Source organism: Pseudomonas sp. PDNC002, from assembly GCF_016919445.1.
Lineage (GTDB): Bacteria > Pseudomonadota > Gammaproteobacteria > Pseudomonadales > Pseudomonadaceae > Pseudomonas.
Genome location: NZ_CP070356.1, coordinates 2,986,850 through 3,009,698 on the forward strand (window position 1 = coordinate 2,986,850; position 22,849 = coordinate 3,009,698).

Here is a 22,849-nt window from a genome sequence, read left to right on the forward strand (position 1 = left end):
AAGCCGGCTCAGGGCCGGCTGTTTTCGGTGTGTCCGAACGACTCAGGCGTCGTTCTGCGCCATCTCGGCGTCGTGCGCGATCAGGGCGATCAGGGCGTTCTGCTGGCGGTGGGTCAGCTGGCGGAAGCGCTGCAGCAGTTCGCGTTCGTGCAGGCTGAGCTCCGGGCTGTCCAGGCGGATGCCCAGGTTGTCCTGCAGGGCGCCTTCCTGAAGCAGGCTCTGCTCGAGGCGCGCGATGATCTCGGAGTTCATGCTGCGATGGTGGCTGCGAGCGACGTCGGCGATACGCTCACGCATGCCTTCGGGCAGACGTACGACGAACTTGTCAGCAGTGCGGCTGGAGTAGGTGGGGGTTGCCTGTTTCAATGGGCGCATACATTAAACCTGTAAGTCAGGGAGGCCGATGCCATGGGTCAGCGTTGGTTCAGGCCCTTTGACAGCGATTTCCAATGGCCGTTCAGCGCGTCGTCAAAGCTTTTGAAGAAAAATCCAATAAGTTGACGTCAAACCTTCGGCATATTGTGTCGTGGGTAGCGGCGAAATGCCAGCACCAATCGTCCGAAATGAGACCGTCTAGGCAGACCTTCCTTTGGTATGGAACTGCTGGCGATGTGCCGGATGTTGTGAGCGTAGACGATTTGCACACGGCTTCGGCGGGCCGGGGATGCCGTTGGGCGGCTCGAGTCGCCGGGTCATCACGGAGGTCGCGAATGATGGCACAGCAACTGACCACACGGCAGGGTAGACAGCCTCTGCTTCGTAGGATTCCACCGTTTATCGCTGATATCCCACATTCCGCAGCGTATTATCCTCCTGGCGGATCAGAACAGATGTAATGCCGAGCCGCCGGCGTTCCGAGAGTTTTATGACCTCAGGCAGACTGATTTATCTGATGGGCCCTTCCGGGGCCGGCAAGGACAGCGTCCTGCAGGCCGCCAGCGTGCCCCTGGCGGCGCGGGACTGCCGGATCGTACAGCGTGTGATAACCCGTTCCGCCGAAGCGCGCGGTGAGTCCGCGCATTCGGTGAGCATCGAGGCGTTCGCCGAGATGGAGCGCAACGGCGCCTTTGCCATGAGTTGGCGCGCCAACGGCCTGCACTACGGTATCCCACGTGAGATCGATGACTGGCTGCGCGCCGGCCATGACGTGCTGGTCAATGGCTCGCGCAAGTATCTCGCCGAGGCACGGCGCCGTTATCCGCAGCTGATCGCGGTGCTGCTGCGCGTCGAGCCCGAGATCCTGCGGCAGCGCCTGCTCAAGCGCGGACGCGAGACATTGCCGGAGATCGAGGCGCGGCTGGCGCGCAATGCGCATTTCGCCGATGGCTTGCCCGGACCGCTGTTCGAGCTGGACAACTCGGTTTCCCTCGATGTCACCGTTGGCCGCCTTCTCGACCTGCTCGACCCTCCGGACGCCGAAGCGGGCTGAGCCTCAGTCCAGCGTCAGCGACAGGCTGACGCCATGGGGTGCGAAGCCCATGGCGGAGTAGAAACGATGGGCCATCTCGCGGTCCTGATGGCTGGATAGCGCCAGCTTGTAGCACTTCCAGTCCCGAGCCCATTCCACCGCCCGACCGATCAGGGCCTGGCCGATGCCTTGGCCGCGAGCGCGGCTGTCCACCACCATGTCCTCCAGGATCGCCGAGCGGGCGAAATCGTGGGCGATGTGCTCGATCAGATGGAGCGTGCAGGTACCCAGCAAGGCGCCGTCGCGCTCGGCCACCAGGGTGACCCGCGAGTGCTGCGGATTGCCCAGGGCGAGGGCGAGCAATGCGGTGTCAGGAAGCGGGTCGTGGATTCCCAGCTGTCGTAGCAAGGGAGCCAGCGCCTGCGCGTCTTGCGCGGTCGCGACGCGTACATCGAACGTGGCGAAGGGTGAATCGGGCAGGGCGCCGCTGTCTGTCGTCATGATCTTTCTCCCACTGGCGCTGAAATTATGGACGGTGGCCGTGGCAGCGGCATGACAAATCGCTTGTCGGTGGTTAACATGCCGACCCGATTGTCCCGGTAGCTCAATTGGATAGAGCGTCCCCCTCCTAAGGGGAAGGTTGGAGGTTCGACCCCTCTCCGGGACACCAGCACGCCAAGGCCCGCATCTGCGGGCCTTTTTCGTTTCCGGGCCTACGCCAGGGATGCATCAAGGTGAATAGGTCACGCGGTTGCGGCCGTTGTGCTTGGCGTTGTAGAGCGCCTGGTCCGCCTTGATCAGTGCCTGGCTGAGGTTACCGTCGGCGGTGAGGTGGGCAAGGCCCAGGCTGATGGTGACGCTGGGCTTGCCGGGCAGGTCCGCGGTGACACTGCGCAATTGTTCCACCCGCGCCTGGACGTCTTCGACGCTGATGCCCCAGAGGTACAGGCCGAACTCTTCGCCGCCCAGCCGGGCGAACTCGAAATCCTGCATTTCGCGCTTGATGGTTTGCGCCACGCGGGTCAGCACCTCGTCGCCGACATCGTGCCCGTAGGTGTCGTTGACTCGCTTGAAGTGGTCGATGTCGATCATCACCAGGTAGCGCTGTTCGCCGTCGCCCGCCAGGCGCTGGCCAACGCGGGTCATGAAGGAGCGGCGATTGGGAATGCCGGTGAGTGCGTCGAGGTAGGCCTGGTCCAGCAGCAGGCGGGCCATGGCGTAGTTGTACAGCTTGGCCTTGCTCAGATGATTGAAGATGTAGATCGACAGCGCGCTGATGAACAGCGGATAGCAGATCAGCATGCTACGGCGCGCGTCGAATTCCGGCACGTCGCCCAGCAGCGGATTGAGGAAGATCCAGGTAATCACCAGCACCGAGTAGAAGGCGGTGTTGTTCAGTGGCATCGCCGTGGCGCTGTACAGCACGGTGGCGGCGGCGATCACCAGCCAGGCCTGGCGGATGGCCTCGGGAACGCCATCGATGACCAGCCGGGCGCCGAGGCTGAAGGTGAGGACGAAGGCCAGGTTCAGCCAGTAGAAGTGCACCGCCTTGCGCACGAAGGTAGTGACGATGGTGATCAGGAAGAACACGCCGAGGAAGGCCACTGATTTCCAGGTGAAGCCCTGGTCGGCCTGGAAGCTGACGATCAGGTCGAACAGTAGCCAGATGGCGATGCTGACGCCGAATACCAGCAGGCTGAAGCCGTGGAGCCGCTCGAAGTCGTGCTGGAGGAATTCGGCCTTGATCCCGGCCGGCACGCTTTGCTTGAGTACTTCGGATTCAATGGTCTTGAACATCAATCGCCCTGTGCGAGTGTGGGATCGCTCGCGCGAGAATAGCCGAACTGGAGGCGCCCCGCGCAAGCGGGCAGGGCGCTTCGAGCAGCGGTTGTTTCAGGGCGCTGCGTGGGCTCGCTGGTTGTCCAGCAGGGCCTTGCCCCAGGGCCGGTAACGCACCTCGAATACTGCGCTGGCGTGGCAGCCGGTGGAGGTTGCCGAAGGCGTCGCGGGTTCGGCCTGGAACGGCTGCCCGGCGGCGCTGGTCTGGCGGAAAGCTTCGCGGACGATGCCGACCGAACAGGGCAGGGCAGCGGCATAGGCCTGGCGCACGCGCTCGGGCAGGGCGCCGGTGCCGGCACCGTCCTGCCACCAGACCTGGATGCCCAGCCCGGCGATCTGCCCCAGCCAGTTGCCGTAAACCTGCGGCGCCAGCTTGCCACCGGAGAACGCGCTCAGTTGCAGCGGTGCGTTCAGCTTGCCGGCGAAATCCTTGAGCTGGCGTTGCAGGGCCTGGCGACGTTCGACGCCCTGGAAGTGCCAGTCGTCCAGTTCCATCGGCAGGTACCAGGCGGTGACCGGCAGCTTCCACTGCTCGCTCACCTGCCGTTGCTGCGCCAGGGAGCGCCCGAGCTGGTGCTGCCAGTAGGCTTCCAGGCCGGGGGTGTCCAGTTCGCTCTGGCGCTGGTAGTAGGCCGAGTCCATGTACAGGCCGAGCACCAATTGCAGGCCATTGTCGTGGGCGCTTGTCAGGGCGCGCGCGAGCCAGCCGTCGGCGCCGCCGAAGTCGGAGTCGCCATATACCGTCCATTGCACGATCAGGGTCTTCGCGCCCTGGGCTGCACTGGTGCGCCAGATCTGCTGCCATTGAGCCTCGCTCAGCGAGGCGTCGACGTTCAGCGGCTGGTAGAACAGGCGATCGTCTGCCTGGACCGTGAGCGTGGAGAGCAACAGCGTGAGGGTGAGCAACAGGCGGCGCATCAGAAGTTCACCTCGAGTCCCACCAGCCAGCCATTGGCTTTTTCATAGAGATTGCCCGCCATGCCCAACTGGTACTCGGTGCGCACGGTGACGTGGGCGCGGTAGGCGTTGTAGCGGTCCTCGCCGTACCAGTATTGCCAGCGCAGACCGACGCCGCTGCGCAGGTCCTGGCGCCAGTCGTTGCTCGGGTCCTGGGTGGAGAGCTCGGCGAAGCCGTAGGGCATGATGGTTTGCGGTGAGTCCACGGGCAGCTTCCAGGCATGACCCTGCTGATAGCGCGAGACCCACTGGTGATCGCCGGCATGGGTCCACCACGCGAAGTCGGTATAGAGGAAGCGCTCGTCCCAGTCGCTTTCATCGACGCGCCAATCGTTGCGGTACTCGCCCTGGTCGAGGACGGACGCCGTGGCGCGCAGCAGGAAGTCGGTGGAGGTCTGGCCGTACTTGTCCCGCTGGCGGGCGTAGCGCTCGAACTTCTCCGGCGTGCCGATCTCGTGCCAGCGCAGTCCTTCGAAGGCGTCTTCCGGATCGCCGTCGTCCTTCACCGTGTTCTGTTTGTACAGCTCGCTGTAGAGGTTGAGGTTGTAGTCGCCGAACGGCTTGTAGCGCAGGCCGAAGCCGGCGGCGAGGGTCTGGGTGTAGTTCTTGCGCCCTTCGTTGCCGGCAATGGCGCGGCCATACACTGAGAGTGTGCTGCCGTTGCGGGTCGGTTCCTCGCCCAGGGCGTGGTCCCAGATGAAGGTCTGCAGGTTCTGCGATTGCGCACGGCGTTTGTTGCCGACCTTGTTTTCGCCGATGGGGACCGCCACCGTGGTGACGCCCGCCGGCGACCAGGTGCTGGCGATGGTCAGGTTGTCGCGCTGCGACAGCACCTGGTGCGCGCGGCGCTGGCGGTAGCGGCGGGCTTCGAGGCTGCCGTATTCGTCGTCGGCGGCTATCGGGTCCTGTTCCAGGTCGATCACCCGGCGCAGCTCGCGGCGGGCGGCGAAGCTGTCCTCGGCTTCGTCGTAGCGCCAGGCGAGGGTCTCGCCGAGGCGGAAGTCCTCGGGGTAGTCGCGGGTCGCTCGCTCCAGATAGGGGATCGAGGTACGGCGCTCCTCTGGCGTGTCGGTACCGGCCAGGCGCATGCCGTAGTCGGCACGGAAGCGCGGGTTGTCCGGTTCGCGGCGTACCGCCTCGGCGAGCCAGAGCTTGCTCTGCTGTTTGTCGCCGGCCTTCTGTGCGCTACCGGCGGCGTTGTAGAAATGCTGGGCGTTTGGCTCGTGCTGCAGCGCCTCGCGATGCCGCGTCAGGGCCTCGGGATAATCGCCGCGAGCGTCGGCGATAGTGGCGCCGAGGGCCCAGTCGTCCGCGCTGCCTTTCTTCGACTGCTGCCAGAAGCGCTCGGCGGCGGCGTTGTCACCGGTGACCAGCGCAGCGCGGCTGGCGGTCAGGCGGGCGTTGTCGTTGAGGTCGCCGGCCGGCAGCGCCTTGAAGATGCGCAGGGCGCCTGCCGGATCGCCCGCGGCTTCCAGTGCATAGGCCAGCGGTAGTTGGCTTTGCTTGTCGCCGTGGGCGATGGCGGCCTGGTAGTACACCACGGCTTCACCGGGACGCGCCGGCATGGCGCAACGGCCCAGGGCGCGCAGCTCGCCGGGCGTGTTGGAATCCGGGCTCAGGTAGCGTTGCAGGGCATCGCAGCGCCCGGCCTCGGCCAAGCGTCCGAGCAGATAGCCGCGCGAGACCGGATCGGCCTTGGGCAGCAATGCTTCGATGCGTGCCACGTCCAGCGGTGTGTCGCTGCGTGCGTGAATGCCGGCCAGGCGTTGCAGCAGCGTGGGCGGCAGGTTGCCGCCACGGCGGTCGTAGGCGTTCTCCAGCAGTTGTCGCGCGTGCTCGGTTCGTCCGGCATTGAGGGCGAGGTAGCTGGCCTGATCGAGTGCCTTGGTATCGCCGGTCTGGCGGTAGCGTTGCTCCCAAAGCGCCGCCGCCTCGCCGGTGCGGCCGCGCGCTTGCAGGAGTTCGGCGCGCTGGCGTGTGGTGTCGGGAGTCTGTGGCTGGCGCGACAGCCACGCCAGGGCGAGGTCGGTGCGTCCCTGCTTTTGCCAGGCCTCCACCAATCGCGCGCGCCGTGCGCTGTCCCAGGGCTCGGGCAATGAGGTGTTTTCCAGCAGGTCGGTGGCGTTCAGGCGCTGGGCCAGGACCAGCCAGGTCTGTGGGTCTTCCTGGGGGTGGCACTGGCGCAGCTTCTGCAGGGCGGCCTGCTGATCATGACGCGACAGCCACTCGCTGGTTTCCAGGCAGGGGCGCTTCAGGTGGTCGCTCAGTTCGCTTACCAGAGGGGCGTCATTGCTGTCGCGGGCCAGCTCCAGTAGCTGCGCCTGACGCTTCGGATCGCGGCGATCCTGTTCCGGCAGGGCGAGCAACCAGCGCTTGGCGACTTCGGTCTGGCCGACGGCGATAGCGCGGTCGATGATGGCGAAGCGAGCCTGCTGCGCGGCGTCGGCAGTGGGCGCCTGTTCGATGAGCTGTTGCAGCGGCCGCTCTTCCAGGCGCTGGGCGTACGCGTTGGACAGCCGGCGCCAGTCGTCCGCGCCGAGCTGGTGGCTGGCGGCCAGGGGCGCCAGCTGGGCGATGGTGGTGTCCCAGTCGCGCAGCTGCTCGGCCCAATTGGCGCGGGCTTCACGCAGCACGCGGCCGTCGTTGCCTGGCGGCAGGGTGCCGAGCCATTCCAGCGCCTTGGCCGCGCCCTGGGTCTGGCCGAGCTTGAGGCTATAGGCCTGCCACAGGCGCACGCGCTCGTTGGCGTTGCCGGTATGGGCCAGCCACTGGTTGACCTGGGCTTCGGGTGGCGGGCCGTTCTCGATCATGTCCAGGCGCAGTTCGGTCAGTGCCTGCTCGCCGGCTTCGGTGCCGGCCAGTGCCTGAGCTTCCTTTTCGGCGTCGGCGTAGCGCTGCTGCTTGGCCAGGGCCTGCACCAGCAACCCGCGAGCCTCCCCGTTGTTCGGCACACGCTGCAGCAGGTGGCGCATCAGGCGTTCGACTTCTACCCAGTTGTTCTTCTTCGCTTCCTTGTAGCCCCGGTCAAGGTAGGGAAAGCTGCGGAAGCGCTGGAATTCGGTGAGCTGGTCGTCGGCGGCGTGCGCCAAAGGGCTGGCGGCCGCCGCCAGGATCAGGCCGTAGAGAAGGGTTTGTTGCAATTTCACGCGGCCTCCCGGGCGATGCGATAGGCCTCGTGCTGCTCGCCGGCCTGTTCGAGCAGGGCTTCGTCGAGTACCTGCTGGGTGATGATGCCGCGCTTGATCAGGTGCTCGCCGAGCGAGTCCTGCTCGGGATCGAAGTCGATCAGGGCCTGGTTGAACAGGCTCGGCGGCACCATGCCGCGTACCTGCAGCAGCGTGCCGAACAGCACCAGGTGGCTGCAGACTCGCTCCATCAGCGCCTCATTGCTCTGGCGTTGCCGCAGCACCTCGAGGATGGTGCGGGTTTCCTCGCTCTGGTGCCGGCCACCGTACCAATGGCGCAGGCCCAGGGTGACGCGGCCTTGCGGCGCGAGCTGGCCGCGCACGGGGCGCTTGAGCTGGCGGCTGATGGCGCCGATGGAGACCTGGCTGATCTGCTGTTCGCTGGCCAGGACCAGGGTGTCGCCTTCCACGGCCACCGGCAGTACGGCGTAGCGCAGCGCCAGCTTGCGTGGCAGCGCTTCGATCAGCTTCGGATCGAGGGTGAAGGGATTGAGCGGCGCCCATGCCTCGCCCAGTTCCTCGGCCAGGGCTTCCACCAATTGCGTGCTGGTGATCAGCTCGCGCAGCAGCAGTTCGCGGCCCAGGCGCCGGCGAACCGGGCTGGTGAGTGCCGATTGCAGTTGCTCCTCGGTGATCAGGCCCTTTTCCTTGAGGCGCTGGCCCAGCGGCGTGCGCTGCGGGCCGGCGAGGGCGGGGAATTCGTGGGTGGTCTTGTCCCACGCCACGCGGCGCGAATCGCCCATCTCCATCACCTGCCTGAGCGCGCGCAGGTTGGCGAAGAAGTTGACGAAGTTGCTCCACATCATCCGCGGCGCCGACAGCAGCCCTTCGAAGATGCCGTAGAAGCGAGTGACGAACCAGAAGCGCTGGAACAGCCGGTTGAGCAGCATCAGGCCGTTGAGGAACAGCAGCACCACCAGCAGCTGGCTGCCTTCGAGGATCGAGGGGAAGCGCCAGGCATTGGGCGACAGGGTGGTGATCAGCCACATGGTGATCAGCACCAGGAACAGCAGGTTGACCAGGAAGCTCAGCAGGTAGGCGATCAGCCCCCGGCGGTCGCGCCAGAGGAAGTAGTTGAGCATGCCCTTGCGGCTCCAACCCAGGTTGCGCGTGCCCTGGAAGACGATCCCGGTGATCCACCGGGACTTCTGCCGGATCGCGTGCTGCCAGGTGCGCGGGAAGTGTTCGCGCACGCAGATGACCTGCGAGAAGCGCCGGTCCATGCCTACCACCCAATCGGCTTTCAGCGCGAGCTGCGGATCGGTGATCGAGTAGCGGGCGAAGATGCACTTCATGCCCTTCTGCTTGAGGCGGAAACCGATGTCGTAGTCCTCAGTGAGACTCTGCACATCGAAGGCGATGCCGTCGCCGTCTTCCAGCAGCGCGGCGATGGCGCGGCGGCTGAAGCAGGTGCCGACGCCGGCGCTGGGCACCTGGCCGGTCAGCGCCTCGCGCACCGGCACGTCCTTGCCGTGGTTCTCGGCGAACTCGTCGACATAGTGGCCGGCGGTGAAGCCGGTCCATTCCGGGGCGTAGGGGTAGACCGGAATCTGGATCAGGTCCTTGGCCGGCAGCAGGTAGTTGAACAGGCGCAGCTCCAGCGGCGAGATGACGTCCTCGGCGTCGTGCAGGATGAAGCCGGAGAATTCGATCTTCGCGTCGGCCTCGAAGCGCAGGATGGCGTCGATGATGTTGTTCAGGCAGTCGGCCTTGCTGGTCGGGCCGGGGCGCGCGCAGACCACCTTGTGCACGTTGGGGTAGTGCAGGCAGACGGCGTCCACGTCCGCCTGGGTCTGCGGATCGTTGGGATAGGTACCGACGAAGATCTGGTAGTTCTCGTAATCCAGCGTGGACGCGGCCAGGCGCGCCATCTCGCCCACCACGCCGACTTCGTTCCAGGCCGGCACCATGATCGCCAGCGGCTTTTCCGGGGCGGCGAAGAGGCGCTCCTCGTCTGCCCGGTCGAAGCGGCTGTAGATGCGGAAGCGCCGGACCAGCACGCGGCCCCAGTACACCAGGTCGATGAACAGGTCATCCAGGCCGAGCAGGAACATCAGCGCGGCCAGGATGATGGCCAGGTACTTCAGGGCGAACAGGACGTAGGTGACGATATCGATCAGTTCGAGGCTCATTCGAACTCGCTTGGCGTACGTGACTCACCGAACCAGGACAGCAGCCGGGCGACGATCTTCTCGCTGGCGTGGCCATCGCCATAGGGGCTGAACACCCGGCTCATCTGCTCGTACACCTCTTCATCGCGCAGCAGGTGGCTGGCTTCGCTGACGATGCGTCCGGTGTTGGTGCCCACCAGCACCACGGTGCCGCCTTCCAGCACGGCGGGGCGCTCGGTGACGCGGCGCAGCACCAGCAACGGCTTGCCCAGCGCCGGGGCTTCTTCCTGGATGCCGCCCGAGTCGGTGAGGATGATGTAGGCGCGGTCCATCAGCCAGACGAAGTGCTGGTAGTCCTGCGGGGCGATCAGGTGGATGTTCGGCTTGTCCGAAAGCAGGCCGTAGACGGCGTTCTGCACTTGCGGATTGAGGTGCACCGGGTAGACGAAATCCACGTCGGGAAAGCGCTGCGCCAGTTCCGCGAGGGCCTGGCAGATACGCTCGAAGCCCTTGCCGAAGTTCTCCCGGCGGTGCCCGGTGATCAGCACCAGGCGGCGGTCGCCGGTGAATTTCGCCAGCGGCGAATCGGCGGCGGGCTTCCAGTTGGTTTCATGCAGGTGCTCGCGCATCCACAGGAGGGCGTCGATCACGGTGTTGCCGGTGACCTCGATCTGATCGATGTTCACCCCTTCGCGCAGCAGGTTGTCGCGCGAGGCCTTGGTCGGCGGGAAGTGCAGGTCGGCGATCACCGCGGTGAGGCGGCGGTTGGCCTCTTCCGGCCAGGGCTGGTGGATGTTGCCGGTGCGCAGCCCGGCCTCGACATGGCCGACGGGAATCTGCCGGTGGAAGGCGGTGAGGGCGGCAATGAAGCTGGTGGTGGTGTCACCGTGGACCAGTACGATGTCCGGGCGGTGGCGATCGTAGCTGTCGTCCAGTTTGCCCATCATCTGCAGGGACAGGCTGTTGAGCGTCTGTCCCTGGGTCATCACGTCGAGGTCTTCATCGACCTCCAGTTCGAAGGAGTCCAGGACTTGCTGTAGCATCTCGCGGTGCTGGCCAGTGGAGCAGATGCGTAGCTCGATTTCGGGGGTACGGCGGAGGACGCGCGCAAGCGGCGCCATCTTGATGGCTTCCGGACGAGTGCCGAAAACCATGGTGACCTTGTACTTCATCAATTGCTCCTTGGGCGTACCCCTGTGGGGCCGCCTTCGGTTTTTCGTGTGGGATTTTTCCAAGGGGAATGAAAGTCGCTCCACTCCGGGCTGTCCAGCCCGAACTGGACATCCTTGTGATACAGGTCAGCTATATTGACCTTTTTGCGGGTTTCTCGACGAAGGGCAAAGCCGCGTCGTCATTGGGCTGGCGCCGGTTTGCCGGCAACCGGAAGAAAAACTGTTGATGAATTTTTCGAGAGGCGGAGCGAGCCAATGCTGAGCGCGGAACTGAAGGCGTTCTACCGGGTGGCGAAGCTGGGCAGCATCACCCAGGCGGCGAAGAAACTCGGCCTCAGCCAGCCAACCGTGACGACCCAGATCCGCAACCTGGAAAGCCAGTACGCGGTGGAGCTGTTCTATCGCGGCGGCCGCCGACTGACTCTGAGTGACGAGGGCGTGCGCTTGCTGCCAATGGTCGAGGCTCTGTTGCAGCAGGAAGCCGATATCGAGTTCTACCTGCGCAATTGTGGGCAGATGCAGGGTGCCTTGCGCATCGGCGCCACCTCTCCTTATTACGTGCTCGGGCTGATCAAGGCCTTTCGCGAACGCTTCCCGCAGATCGAAGTGTCGGTGGAGATCGGCAACTCGCAGCAGGTGCTCGAATCGCTCATCGAATGCCGGGTCGACCTGGCGGCCTCGTCGCAGCAGGTGGAAGACGCGCGCCTGACCCGCGTGGTGCTGGGCAGCGATCCGCTGGTCCTGGCGGTGCACCGCAGCCATCCATTGGCGGCCTTGCAGTCCGTCAGCCTGGCTGACCTGCGCCAGCATTGCCTGCTGATGCGCGAGGCGGGTTCCACCACGCGCCAACTGACCGAGGCGATGTTGCAGCAGGCGGGAGTGACGCCAGCCTCGATGCTGGAGATCGGCAGCCGCGAATCGATCCGCGAGGCGGTGATCCGCAATCTGGGGGTGAGCATCATTGCCCGCCAGGAAGTGCCGGATAACCCGCAGTTGTGCGTGCTGGAGATCAAGGGCGCGAGCCTGATCGACGAGTATCTGTACTGCCTGAAGGATCGGCGGCAGGCGCGGTTGCCGAGTGCTTTCCTGGCGTTGGCGCAGTCGTAAAGACCGCTCCCTGTAGGAGCGGACCTTGTCCGCGATCCGTCGGCAGGGCCGACGCCTGCGCTGATTGCGCTGCTTGCAATCAGGTATTTCAGCGCGCGTCGGCGTGCGCGGGCGTTTCTGTGGAAGTCGTCTAAGCGTGGAGCCAGAGCGCGGTGCATGCTTTTCCTGGAGGGGCGTCAGGGCGAACCGCTCAACTCCGGCTCTTCGCAAAATTTTTTCCCCTCATACCAAAATCTGCCTATGGATCTATCGGTGCACTTGGCCTCTTCGCAATAGTGCCGTCGCAATCCATCCCTAGCATGGACCTCGTCTCTTCACGCGGCAGCCCTCGCGGCGTGAATCACAAGAACACGAGGTACCGCCATGCATCCCACCATCGCCGGCACGCCGCTCAGCGTGCGCCACATCCGCAAGCGCTTCGGCCAGTTCGTCGCTCTCGACGGCGTGTCGCTGGACGTCAAGGCCGGTGAACTGGTCTGCCTGCTCGGCCCCTCCGGTTGCGGCAAGACCACGCTGCTGCGCTGCATCGCCGGCCTGGAGCAACAGGACGACGGCAGCCTGCACCTCGGCGAGCGCGATGTGTCGAACCTGCCGCCGCAGGCGCGGGACTACGGCATCCTGTTCCAGTCCTACGCGCTGTTCCCCAACCTCACGGTGGAACAGAACATTTCCTACGGGCTGACCAACGCGAGCAAGGAAGAAGCCCGCCGCCGCGTCGCCGAGATGCTCGAACTGGTCGGCCTGACCGGCAGCGAGAAGAAGTACCCCGGCCAGCTCTCCGGCGGCCAGCAGCAGCGCGTCGCCATGGCCCGCGCGCTGGCGCCGAGCCCGTCGCTGCTGCTGCTCGACGAGCCGATGTCGGCGCTCGACGCCCGTGTCCGCGAACACCTGTGCGGCGAGCTGCGCCAACTGCAGAAGAGCCTGGGCATCACCACCGTCATGGTGACCCACAACCAGGACGAGGCCATGCTGATGGCCGATCGCATCGCGGTGATGAACCACGGGCGCATCGAGCAGTACGGCACCGCCCAGGAGATCTACAGCACCCCGAGCACGCCCTTCGTCGCCGAGTTCGTCGGCCAGGGCAACTGGCTGCCCTTCGAGCGCGGCAGCGATGGCCATGCCCGCGTCGGCAGCCTCAACCTGCGCCTGCACAGCCAGGCGCAAAGCGCCTCGGGCCGGCTGTTCTGCCGCCCGGAAGCAATCAGCGTGAACCCGGCGGTGCACCAGGAAAACCTGTTCCGCGCGCAGATCCGCGAGATCACCTTCCTCGGCAACCGCTGCCGCATGAGCTTCGAGCTGGAACAACTGCCGGGCCATGCGCTGCTCGCCGAGCTGGCGCCCGAGGACATGCCGCGCCTGGGCACTCCGGATATCTGGGTGTCGTTGCCGCCGCGCAGCCTGCAGGTGTTCGCCTGAGATGGAAGCCGTGGTGAAGCACAGCCCGACGCTGTCCGTCGGCAAGGTTCGCGGCGATCTGGGGGATCGCCTGTTCGTCCGTGGCGGCAAGTACCTGCTGCTGCTCCTGCTGACCCTCGCGGTGCTGATGCCGCTGCTGGCCATCTTCTGGCGCGGCTTCAGCGGCGAAGCGGGGCAGGGCGGCGGTCTGGCCGCCATGGGCGAGCTGCTGCGCAGCGACAACTTCCACTGGCTGCTGGGCAACAGCCTGAAGGTCTCGGTGAGCGTGGCTTGCATCGTCGTGCCGGCGGCCTACCTGTTCGCCTACGCCCTGCAACGCACGCTGATCCCGGCCAAGGGCCTGTGGCGCGGGATTTCCCTGCTGCCGCTGCTGGCGCCGTCGATGCTGCCGGGCATCGCGCTGATCTACCTGTTCGGCAACCAGGGCCTGCTGCGCCACCTGCTGCCGGACAACATCTACGGCTTCTGGGGCATCGTTCTCGGTGAGGCGATCTACACCTTTCCCCATGCGCTGATGATTCTGCTGTCGGCACTGTCACTGGCCGATGCGCGCCTGTTCGACGCCGCCTCCAGCATGGGCGCCGGCCCGTGGAAAGCCTTCCGCAGTATCACCTGGCCCGCCTCGCGGCAGGGTGTGTTCGCTGCCTTCTGCCTGGTGTTCACCCTGACCATCACCGACTTCGGCGTGCCGGTCGTGGTGGGCGGCGATTACCAGGTGCTGGCGCTGGAAGCCTACAAGGCGGTGGTCGGCCAGCAGCAGTTCGGCCGTGGCGCGCAGATCGGCATGATCCTCCTGCTGCCGGCGCTGCTCAGTTTCGCCGTGGATACCTGGCTGCGCCGTCGCCAGGGTGATGCCATGAGCGGCCGCGCGCAGGTCTATCACCCGAAACCCTCGCGTCGCCGCGATGCCGCCTTCCTCGCCATCGTCGTGCTGATCAGCACGGTGTTGCTGGGCGTGCTGGGCATGGCCGTGTACTCCTCGCTGGTGAAGTTCTGGCCCTATAACCTTTCGCTGTCGCTGAACCACTACGACTTCAACACCACTGCCGGCGGTGGCTGGCTGGCCTACCGCAACAGCCTGACCATGGCTGTGTGTACCGCGCTCATCGGCAGCGCGCTGATCTTCACCGGCGCCTACCTGATCGAGAAGACCCGCGAGCAGCGCTGGCTGAGCCAACTGCTGCGCATGCTGTGCTTCGTGCCGATGGCCGTGCCGGGCCTCGTGCTGGGCCTGGGCTACGTGTTCTTCTTCAACCTACCGGGCAACCCGCTGCACGTGTTCTACGGCAGCATGGCGCTGCTGGTGGTGTGCACCATTGCCCACTACCTGACCACCGCGCAGATGACCGCCACCGCCGCGCTGCGCCAGCTCGACGGCGAGTTCGAGGCTGCCGCGCTGTCGCTGAAGATGCCGCTGTGGCGCCACTACCTGCGCGTCACCGTGCCGATCTGCCTGCCGGCGCTGCTGGACATCACCCGCTACCTGTTCGTCTCGGCGATGACCACGGTCTCGGCGGCGATCTTCCTCTACAACCCGGACACCATCCTCGCCGCCGTCGCCGTGCTGAACATGGACGACTCCGGCAACGTCGGCGGCGCCGCCGCCATGTCCACCCTGATCCTGCTCACCTCCGCGGCCGTGTCGCTGCTGCTGGCCGGCGCCTCGCGCGGCCTGCTGCGCCGTTCCCAGGCCTGGAGGAGGGGCGCGAACCCGTAACACCGCTGGACGCTGTCGCCCCCGTTTCGGCGAGGGCTCAACCCCTGACAACACCCGCCCCGCGCGGGGAAAAAACACTGCCAAGGAGCTCCACATGTTCAAACGTCTTGCCCTCGCCGCCGCCGTGGTTGCCGGTTTCGCCGCACAGGTCCACGCCGCCGACACCGAACTGACCGTCTACACCGCCCTGGAACCGGAACAGCTGACCGCCTACAAGCAGGCCTTCGAAGCCGAGAACCCGGACATCAAGATCAAGTGGGTGCGTGATTCCACCGGCATCGTCACGGCCAAGCTGCTGGCCGAGAAGGACCGCCCGCAGGCCGACGCCGTCTGGGGCCTGGCCGCTTCCAGCCTGGCCATCCTCGACCAGCAGGGCATGCTGGAGAAATACGCGCCCAAGCACCTGGACGCCATCGGCAAGAACTACCGCGACCCGGCGAACCCGCCGGCGTGGGTCGGCATGGACGTCTGGGCCGCGACCATCTGCTTCAACACCGTCGAGGCCGAGAAGCTGGGCCTGGAGAAGCCGGTGAGCTGGCAGGACCTGACCAAGCCCGAGTACAAGGGCAAGATCGTCATGCCGAACCCGGCGTCCTCCGGCACCGGCTTCCTCGACGTTTCCGCCTGGCTGCAGACCTTCGGCGAGAAGCAGGGTTGGGCCTACATGGACGCCCTGCACGAGAACATCGGCCAGTACGTCCACTCCGGCTCCAAGCCGTGCAAGCTGGCCGCCGCTGGTGAATTCCCGATCGGCATCTCCTTCGAGTACCCGGCCGTGCAGCTCAAGCGCCAGGGCGCGCCGCTGGACATCGTCCTGCCGAAGGAAGGCCTGGGCTGGGAAATCGAAGCCACCGGCATCGTCAAGGGCACCCAGCATGAAGCCGCTGCGAAGAAACTCGCCGACTTCTCCGCCAGCCCGAAAGCCATGGAGCTGTACAAGGAAAACTTCGCCGTGCTGGCCCAGCCGGGCATCGCCAAGCCGCAGACCGAACTGCCGGCCGACTACGAGCAGCGCCTGATCAAGAACGACTTCGCCTGGGCCTCGAAGAACCGCGACGAGATCCTCGCCGAGTGGCGCAAGCGCTATGACGGCAAGTCGGAGAAAGTGGCGCAGAAGTAAGGTTTGACGCCGATGGCTCCCTCTCCCCAACCCTCTCCCTGAAGGGAGAGGGGGCTGTTCGGTGTGTTGGTTCGGTTTCAGCGTCTGCCTGTGCCTTTGATGGTTTCAGGATGACCTCAGGGTTTCTCTTCGCAGAGGAGAGCTCCCTCTCCCTTCAGGGAGAGGGCGGGGGAGAGGGGCTCTTCGCCACGCAGGAAATACCCCCATGACCCACACCCACTGCGACGTCGCCATCGTCGGCGCCGGTATCCTCGGCCTTTCCCACGCCTACGCCGCCGCCCGCCGCGGGCTGTCCGTGCGCGTCTTCGAGCGCACCGCCACGCCGCTGGGCGCCTCGGTGCGCAACTTCGGTCAGGCGCTGGTCACCGGTCAGCCGCCGGGCGTGATGTCGGACCTGGCACGGGCCAGCCGGGCGATCTGGGCGCAATGGGCGGAAGGCGCGGGTTTTTCCCTGCGCCGCAACGGCTCGCTACTGTTCGCCCGCACCGAGGCCGAGGAGGCGCTGTTGGAAGCCTTCTGCGCGGGTCGCGCCAAGGAGCTGGATTACCGCGTGGGCCTGCTGCGCGGCAGTGAACTGAACGACCTCTACCAGGGCCAGTTCCGCCATCACCGCGCCGCGCTGCTGGGCTTCGACGACCAGCAGCTGTACTCCCGCGAAGCGCTGCCAAGCCTGATCGATTACCTGCGCCACGAGCACGGCGTGCAGTTCCATTTCTCCACCCTGGTGCGTGATGTCGATACCGGCGTGCTGCGCACCACGGCGGGCAGCTTCACCGCCGGGCAGGTGATCGTCTGCTCCGGCCACGATTACCAGACCTTGCTGGCCGAGGTGATCGCCCCGCTGGAGCCGCAGGTGTGTCGCTTGCAGATGCTTCGCGCCCGCCCGCAACGGGATTTCGGCTTGGCCCACGCGGTGCTGACCGGGCTGAGCTGCGTGCATTACGGCGCCTTCGCCGACCTGCCCGAAGCCCAGGCCATCCATGAACAGATCCGCCGCGAAACCCCCGAGCTGGAAGCCAACGGCATCCACCTGCTGATCAGCCCGACGCCCCATGGTGAGCTGATCATCGGCGACTCCCACCATTACGGCGGCGACGCCGCGCCGTTCAATGCTGAGGCTGTGGACAGACTCATGCTGGAGCTGGCCGAAGACACCCTGGGCATGCGCGTGGAGGTGGTCGAGCGCTGGCAGGGCGTCTACGGTTCGCGCGGTCCGGGGCCTTTCTCCGTGCTGCAGGCCGCCGACGGCATCACTGCCGTGCTGATGCATACCGGCGTGGGCATGAGTGTCGGTCCGGCGCTGGGCGAGCGCACCGTGGCGGCGCTGTTCGGCTGACACGTGGCTGTCATCTGCCGTTCATTGGACTCTGCTAACACCGAAGAGCCGATGCGGCTTTCGTAGGGCGCATGAAGCGGAACGCTTCATCCGCCATGGCGGATGACCGCAAGCGGTCATTCGCCCTACGTCAGACATTCAGGTTCAGCGGAGCCCCATGAACCACAGCATCGTCCAGAGCCATCAGGATTCCGACCTGTTCGGCCTGCTCTACGGCTTCAGCTTTCGCCCCGGCCAGCCCGGCCTGGAAATCGACTCGCCCACCGCGCTCCAGCGCCTGCAGGAGCCGCGCGCGTCGGACGAGTTTCTCTGGCTGCACCTGAACCTGGCGCACGCGGCCTGCGAGCGCTGGATGAAGTCGCACCTGGAACTGCCCGACTACTTCTTCGAGACGCTGCGCGAAGGCTCGCGCTCGACCCGTATCGAACAGGTGGACGGCGCGCTGCTGGCAGTGGTCAACGACGTGGTCTTCGACTTCAGTAGCCGGGTGTCCTCCGACGTGGCGACACTCTGGGTCTGCGCCCGTGGCCGCCTGCTGGTGACCGCCCGCGCGCAGCCGCTGCGCTCGGTGGATACGCTGCGTTCTTCGGTGAAGCGCGGCGAGAGCTTCCACTCACCGCTGGAGCTGCTGGTGCACTTGCTGCGTGACCAGGGCGACATCCTTACCCGCATCGTCCGTGAGACCAGCATCAGCGTGGACCGCATCGAGGACCAACTGCTGTCCTCGCGCCTGTCCGACAACCGCGCCGACCTGGGTGCCATGCGCCGCGTGCTGGTGCGCCTGCAACGCCTGCTGGCGCTGGAGCCGGGCTCGTTGATGCGCCTGCTCAACCGTCCGCCTGTGTGGCTGAAGGACGACGACGTGCGTGTACTGCGTGAGGCCACCGAAGAATTCTCCCTGGTGATCAACGACCTCACCGCCCTGGGTGAGCGCATCAAGCTGCTGCAGGAAGAGATCGCCGCGAAGATCAACGAGCAGAGCAACCGCACGCTGTTCACCCTCACCGTGGTCACGGTGCTGGCGCTGCCAATCAACATCATCGCCGGCTTCTTCGGCATGAACGTCGGTGGCATTCCCTTCTCCAGCGACCCGGAAGGGTTCTGGATTCTCGTCGTGCTGGTGGCCAGCTTCACCGGCCTGGCCGGGCGTTGGGCGTTTCGCAAGCGAGATGATTATTGAAGCGCCGGTGCCGATGCCATTCCGGCCTGACTGACAGACAGCAGGCAATGGCTGTCACCAGCCTGACACCGACCAGCCCTAGGCTGGAGGCAAAGAACCAGCGCGAGGCCTCGCCATGCCCCTGACCAATGAATCCGTGATCCGCCGCATCCACCGTGAACTGCTCGACCACAGCGACGAAGAGCTGGAGCTGGAGCTGCTGGAAGACGTGCGCAACCTCGACGAACTGTTCGACGAGCACGCCGATGTCGACGAGGAGAAGCTGGCGCGCCGTCGCTACTTCAGCGAGCTGTTCCGCCTGCAGGGCGAGCTGGTGAAGTTGCAGAGCTGGGTGGTGAAGACCGGCCACAAGGTGGTCATCCTCTTCGAAGGCCGTGACGCCGCCGGCAAGGGCGGGGTGATCAAGCGCATCACTCAACGGCTCAATCCCCGTGTCTGCCGGGTCGCGGCGCTGCCCGCGCCGAACGACCGCGAGCAGACCCAGTGGTACTTCCAGCGTTACGTCTCGCACCTGCCGGCGGCGGGGGAGATCGTCCTGTTCGACCGCAGCTGGTACAACCGCGCCGGGGTCGAGCGGGTGATGGGCTTCTGCAACGACGAGCAGTACGAGGAGTTCTTCCGTAGCGTGCCGGAGTTCGAACGCATGCTGGCGCGCTCGGGCATCCAGTTGATCAAGTACTGGTTCTCCATCTCCGACGATGAGCAGCACCTGCGCTTTCTCAGCCGCATCCACGACCCGCTCAAGCAGTGGAAGCTCAGCCCGATGGACCTGGAGTCACGGCGGCGCTGGGAGGCCTACACCAAGGCCAAGGAAATCATGCTCGACCGCACCCATATCCCCGAAGCCCCCTGGTGGGTGGTGCAGGCCGATGACAAGAAGCGCGCGCGGCTGAACTGCATCAGCCATCTGCTGAAGCTGATCCCCTACGAGGACGTCGAGCATCCGTCGGTGATCCTGCCCGCGCGGCAGCGCAACGAGGACTACTCGCGCACGCCGACCCCGCGGGAGATCGTGGTGCCGGAGGTTTATTGAGGTGATGCATTCCGCGTAGGGGCAAGGGTCTTTCCCGGGGTAGCCCGTGCCGATGCTTTCCCTCACCCCAGCCCTGGCTACGCGCCCCGCTCCTGAGGGAGAGGGAGCGGTCCGAGCCGGCTGACGCGATGGTTTCATCCCGCACCGAACAGTCCCCTCTCCCCCTGGGAGAGGGTTAGGGTGAGGGGCTTTTGATCTTTGTACAAAGCGGACTTCGTCCGTGATAGGTCCGCATCGCGCCGGATGCCATCGCGGACGGAGTCCGCTCCTACGCATTGCCCACCTTCGAGCGGACGGCGGTCGCAGGCTGGTAGAGACATAACTTGTAACATTCCCCGCCGATCATGACTGGGACCTCCCCCCACGCGGACTCCCAGCATGACCACCGATACCCTGGCCGCCGGCGACCTTCCCGTCGCCGAAGAACGGCCCCATCTGGAACACAAGCCCGGCCGCATTACCGCCTTCATCTTTTTCGCCGTGCTCGCCGTCGGCCTGCTGTTCTCGGCCTGGAGCCTGGTGCGCGACGTCGACGACGTCACCACCGCGGTCACCACCTGGACGCCGTTCCTGCTCCTGGGAGTCGCCCTGTTCATCGCCCTGGGCTTCGAGTTCGTCAACGGCTTCCATGACACCGCCAACGCGGTGGCCACTGTCATCTATACCCACTCGCTGCCGCCGCACTTCGCGGTGGTCTGGTCGGGCTGCTTCAACTTCCTCGGCGTGCTGCTCTCCAGCGGTGCGGTGGCCTTCGGCATCATCGCCCTGCTGCCGGTCGAGCTGATCCTGCAGGTCGGCTCCTCGGCCGGCTTCGCCATGGTCTTCGCCCTGCTGATCGCCGCCATCCTGTGGAACCTCGGCACCTGGTGGCTGGGCTTGCCGGCGTCGTCCTCGCACACCTTGATCGGCTCGATCATTGGCGTGGGCATCGCCAACGCCCTGATGCACGGCCGCGATGGCACCAGCGGCGTCGACTGGGCGCAGGCGACCAAGGTCGGCTACTCGCTGCTGCTCTCGCCGCTGATCGGTTTCGTCTGCGCCGCGCTCCTGCTGCTGGCGCTGCGCCTGCTGGTGAAGAACCGCGCGCTGTACAAGGCGCCCAAGGGCAAGACGCCGCCGCCGTGGTGGATTCGTGGTCTGCTGATTCTTACCTGCACCGGCGTGTCCTTCGCCCACGGTTCCAACGATGGGCAGAAGGGCATGGGCCTGATCATGCTGATCCTGGTGGGCACCCTGCCGATGGCCTACGCGCTGAACCGCACCATGCCGGCCGACCAGACCGTCCAGTTCGTCGCCATCGCCGAAGTCACCCAGCAGGCGCTGGTCCGTGCCGCGCCGCAGCCCGCGCCGGCTGACCCGCGTGCGGTGCTGTCGGAATATGTGCGCACCAAGGAAGCCAAGCCGGACCTGATCCCGTCCCTGGCCGCGCTGACCGGCGCCATCGGCACGGAAGTGAAGGGTTATGGCAGCCTGGCCCGCGTGCCCGCCGAAGCCATGGGCAACGTGCGCAACGACATGTACCTGACCAGCGAGGCGATCCGCCTGATGGACAAGGACAAGGTCGGCAATTTCGACGCCGACACCACCAGCAAGCTGGCCGCGTTCAAGGGCAAGATCGACGAGTCGACCCGCTTCATTCCGCTGTGGGTGAAGGTCGCCGTGGCCATCGCTTTGGGCCTGGGCACCATGGTCGGCTGGAAACGCATCGTGGTCACCGTCGGCGAGAAGATCGGCAAGACCCACCTGACTTACGCCCAGGGCGCCTCGGCGGAGCTGGTGGCGATGATGACCATCGGTGCGGCGGACATGTACGGATTACCGGTATCGACGACTCACGTGCTGTCTTCCGGCGTGGCCGGGACGATGGCGGCCAACGGTTCGGGTCTGCAGATGCGCACCATCCGCAACCTGCTGATGGCCTGGGTGCTGACCCTGCCGGCGGCCATCGTGCTTTCCGCTTCGTTGTACTGGCTGTTCACTCACCTGTTCTGACAGTGGGTAGGTGAACGCCAAGCGCCGCTCTTCGGAGCGGCGTTTTCGTTGGGTTGGGCGAGAGATTTTAAGTCTCCTGCGCCGAATCCATTTGCAGGACTACCCATGCCCGCGATTCGCGGACAAGGTCCGCTCCTACAGTGAGGCTCGGTGCCCGGCTTTTGTGTTCACTCACCTGTTCTGACAGTGGGTAGGTGAACGCCAAGCGCCGCTCTTCGGAGCGGCGTTTTCGTTGGGTTGGGCAAGAGATTTTAAGTCCCCTGCGCCGAATCTGTTTGCAGGATTGCCCATGCCCGCGATTCGCGGACAAGGTCCGCTCCTACAGTGAGGCTCGGTGTCCGGCTTTTGTGTTCACTCATCTGTTCTGACAGTGGGTAGGTGAACGCCAAGCGCCGCTCTTCGGAGCGGCGTTTTCGTTGGGTTGGGCAAGAGATTTTAAGTCTCCTGCGCCGAATCCATTTGCAGGATTGCCCATGCCCGCGATTCGCGGACAAGGTCCGCTCCTACAGTGAGGCTCGGTGTCCGGCTTTTGTGTTCACTCACCTGTTCTGACAGTGGGTAGGTGAACGCCAAGCGCTGCTCTTTGGAGCGGCGTTTTCGTTGGATTGGGCAAGAGATTTTAAGTCCCCTGCACCGAATCCATTTGCAGGATTGCCCATGCCCGCGATTCGCGGACAAGGTCCGCTCCTACAGTGAGGCTCGGTGCCCGGCTTTTGTGTTCACTCACCTGTTCTGACAGTGGGTAGGTGAACGCCAAACGCCGCTCTTCGGAGCGGCGTTTTCGTTGGGTTGGGCAAGAGATTTTAAGTCTCCTGCGCCGAATCTGTTTGCAGGATTGGCCATTCCCGCGATTCGCGGACAAGGTCCGCTCCTACAGTGAGGCTCGGTGTCCGGCTTTTGTGTTCACTCACCTCTTCTGACAGTGGGTAGGTGAATGCCAAGCGCCGCTCTTCGGAGCGGCGTTTTCGTTGGGTTGGGCGAGAGAATTTAAGTCTCCTGCGCCGAATCTGTTTGCAGGATTGCCCATGCCCGCGATTCGCGGACAAGGTCCGCTCCTACAGTGAGGCTCGGTGTCCGGCTTTTGTAGGAGCGGAGCTTCTCCGCGATCTGGCCGCCGTGCGGCGAAACGGCATCGGTCTCCTCCCGCTCCTCCAGGAAAATCCCATCTTCGACCCGCTTGAAATATCGAACGCGTGGTGCGTATTTTGTACGGGCTTGCGCACCTCGCGCGGCGTCCTGTCACAAGGACAAGAAGAACAAGGATAAGAAGTCA

At 65.3% G+C, this 22,849-nt stretch carries 16 protein-coding genes and 1 tRNA gene; 10 read left to right on the forward strand and 7 right to left on the reverse strand.

Going from position 1 to position 22,849, the window contains the following annotated elements; all coding sequences use genetic code 11:
• Nucleotides 1-42: 42 nt before the first annotated feature.
• Nucleotides 43-375: a transcriptional regulator AmrZ gene (amrZ, locus tag JVX91_RS13770; protein ID WP_017517196.1), complete on the reverse strand. Its 333-nt coding sequence runs from the start codon at nt 373-375 to the stop codon at nt 43-45.
• Between the two features lie 490 nt (nt 376-865).
• Here amrZ and phnN point away from each other — a divergent pair, with 490 nt between their 5' ends.
• Entirely contained in the window at nt 866-1,429 is a 564-nt protein-coding gene (gene phnN / locus JVX91_RS13775; protein WP_205339725.1) for a phosphonate metabolism protein/1,5-bisphosphokinase (PRPP-forming) PhnN, read from the forward strand.
• A 3-nt stretch (nt 1,430-1,432) separates the two neighbouring features.
• Here phnN and JVX91_RS13780 read toward each other — a convergent pair whose 3' ends face one another.
• Nucleotides 1,433-1,909 (reverse strand): GNAT family N-acetyltransferase, encoded by a 477-nt coding sequence (locus JVX91_RS13780; protein ID WP_205339726.1) that lies wholly within the window; start codon nt 1,907-1,909, stop codon nt 1,433-1,435.
• Nucleotides 1,910-2,001: 92 nt separating this feature from the next.
• Here JVX91_RS13780 and JVX91_RS13785 point away from each other — a divergent pair.
• Nucleotides 2,002-2,078, forward strand: a tRNA-Arg gene (locus JVX91_RS13785).
• A 59-nt stretch (nt 2,079-2,137) separates the two neighbouring features.
• Here JVX91_RS13785 and JVX91_RS13790 read toward each other — a convergent pair.
• From JVX91_RS13790 to wecB, 5 genes are all read right to left on the reverse strand, one after another.
• On the reverse strand, nt 2,138-3,205 hold the full coding sequence (locus JVX91_RS13790) for a GGDEF domain-containing protein (protein WP_205339727.1): 1,068 nt from the start codon (nt 3,203-3,205) through the stop codon (nt 2,138-2,140).
• A 96-nt stretch (nt 3,206-3,301) separates the two neighbouring features.
• A complete protein-coding gene (locus JVX91_RS13795; protein ID WP_205339728.1) occupies nt 3,302-4,165 on the reverse strand; it encodes a DUF4434 family protein in 864 nt (287 codons plus the stop codon).
• On the reverse strand, nt 4,165-7,350 hold the full coding sequence (locus JVX91_RS13800; protein WP_205339729.1) for a phage receptor: 3,186 nt from the start codon (nt 7,348-7,350) through the stop codon (nt 4,165-4,167). Before JVX91_RS13800 ends, JVX91_RS13795 begins: the two co-directional genes overlap by 1 nt.
• Nucleotides 7,347-9,521 carry a cyclic di-3',5'-guanylate-activated glycosyltransferase NrfB gene (gene nrfB, locus JVX91_RS13805; RefSeq protein ID WP_205339730.1) on the reverse strand — a complete coding sequence of 725 codons (2,175 nt, stop codon included), beginning with the start codon at nt 9,519-9,521 and terminating at the stop codon, nt 7,347-7,349. The genes JVX91_RS13800 and nrfB overlap by 4 nt, the downstream gene beginning before the upstream one ends.
• Nucleotides 9,518-10,672, reverse strand: coding sequence for a UDP-N-acetylglucosamine 2-epimerase (non-hydrolyzing) (gene wecB, locus JVX91_RS13810; protein ID WP_205339731.1), 1,155 nt, complete (start codon nt 10,670-10,672; stop codon nt 9,518-9,520). Before wecB ends, nrfB begins: the two co-directional genes overlap by 4 nt.
• Before the next feature lie 255 nt (nt 10,673-10,927).
• Here wecB and JVX91_RS13815 point away from each other — a divergent pair, with 255 nt between their 5' ends.
• From JVX91_RS13815 to JVX91_RS13850, 8 genes are all read left to right on the forward strand, one after another.
• The gene (locus JVX91_RS13815; protein ID WP_205339732.1) at nt 10,928-11,779 is read left to right on the forward strand and encodes a LysR family transcriptional regulator; all 852 of its coding nucleotides are present in this window, start codon (nt 10,928-10,930) and stop codon (nt 11,777-11,779) included.
• Nucleotides 11,780-12,142: 363 nt separating this feature from the next.
• Complete coding sequence (locus JVX91_RS13820) at nt 12,143-13,198, forward strand: putative 2-aminoethylphosphonate ABC transporter ATP-binding protein (RefSeq protein WP_205339733.1); 1,056 nt, start codon at nt 12,143-12,145, stop codon at nt 13,196-13,198.
• 1 nt (nt 13,199) lies between these two features.
• Nucleotides 13,200-14,915, forward strand: coding sequence for a putative 2-aminoethylphosphonate ABC transporter permease subunit (locus JVX91_RS13825; protein ID WP_205339734.1), 1,716 nt, complete (start codon nt 13,200-13,202; stop codon nt 14,913-14,915).
• A gap of 94 nt (nt 14,916-15,009) precedes the next feature.
• Nucleotides 15,010-16,035, forward strand: a complete 1,026-nt coding sequence (locus tag JVX91_RS13830; RefSeq protein WP_037012373.1) for a putative 2-aminoethylphosphonate ABC transporter substrate-binding protein — start codon at nt 15,010-15,012, stop codon at nt 16,033-16,035.
• Between the two features lie 205 nt (nt 16,036-16,240).
• Nucleotides 16,241-17,371: a TIGR03364 family FAD-dependent oxidoreductase gene (locus JVX91_RS13835; RefSeq protein WP_205339735.1), complete on the forward strand. Its 1,131-nt coding sequence runs from the start codon at nt 16,241-16,243 to the stop codon at nt 17,369-17,371.
• A gap of 157 nt (nt 17,372-17,528) precedes the next feature.
• The gene (locus JVX91_RS13840) at nt 17,529-18,551 is read left to right on the forward strand and encodes a transporter (protein WP_205339736.1); all 1,023 of its coding nucleotides are present in this window, start codon (nt 17,529-17,531) and stop codon (nt 18,549-18,551) included.
• A gap of 115 nt (nt 18,552-18,666) precedes the next feature.
• Entirely contained in the window at nt 18,667-19,584 is a 918-nt protein-coding gene (gene ppk2 / locus JVX91_RS13845) for a polyphosphate kinase 2 (RefSeq protein WP_205339737.1), read from the forward strand.
• Between the two features lie 378 nt (nt 19,585-19,962).
• Nucleotides 19,963-21,576, forward strand: coding sequence for an inorganic phosphate transporter (locus JVX91_RS13850; protein ID WP_205339738.1), 1,614 nt, complete (start codon nt 19,963-19,965; stop codon nt 21,574-21,576).
• Nucleotides 21,577-22,849 lie beyond the last annotated feature (1,273 nt).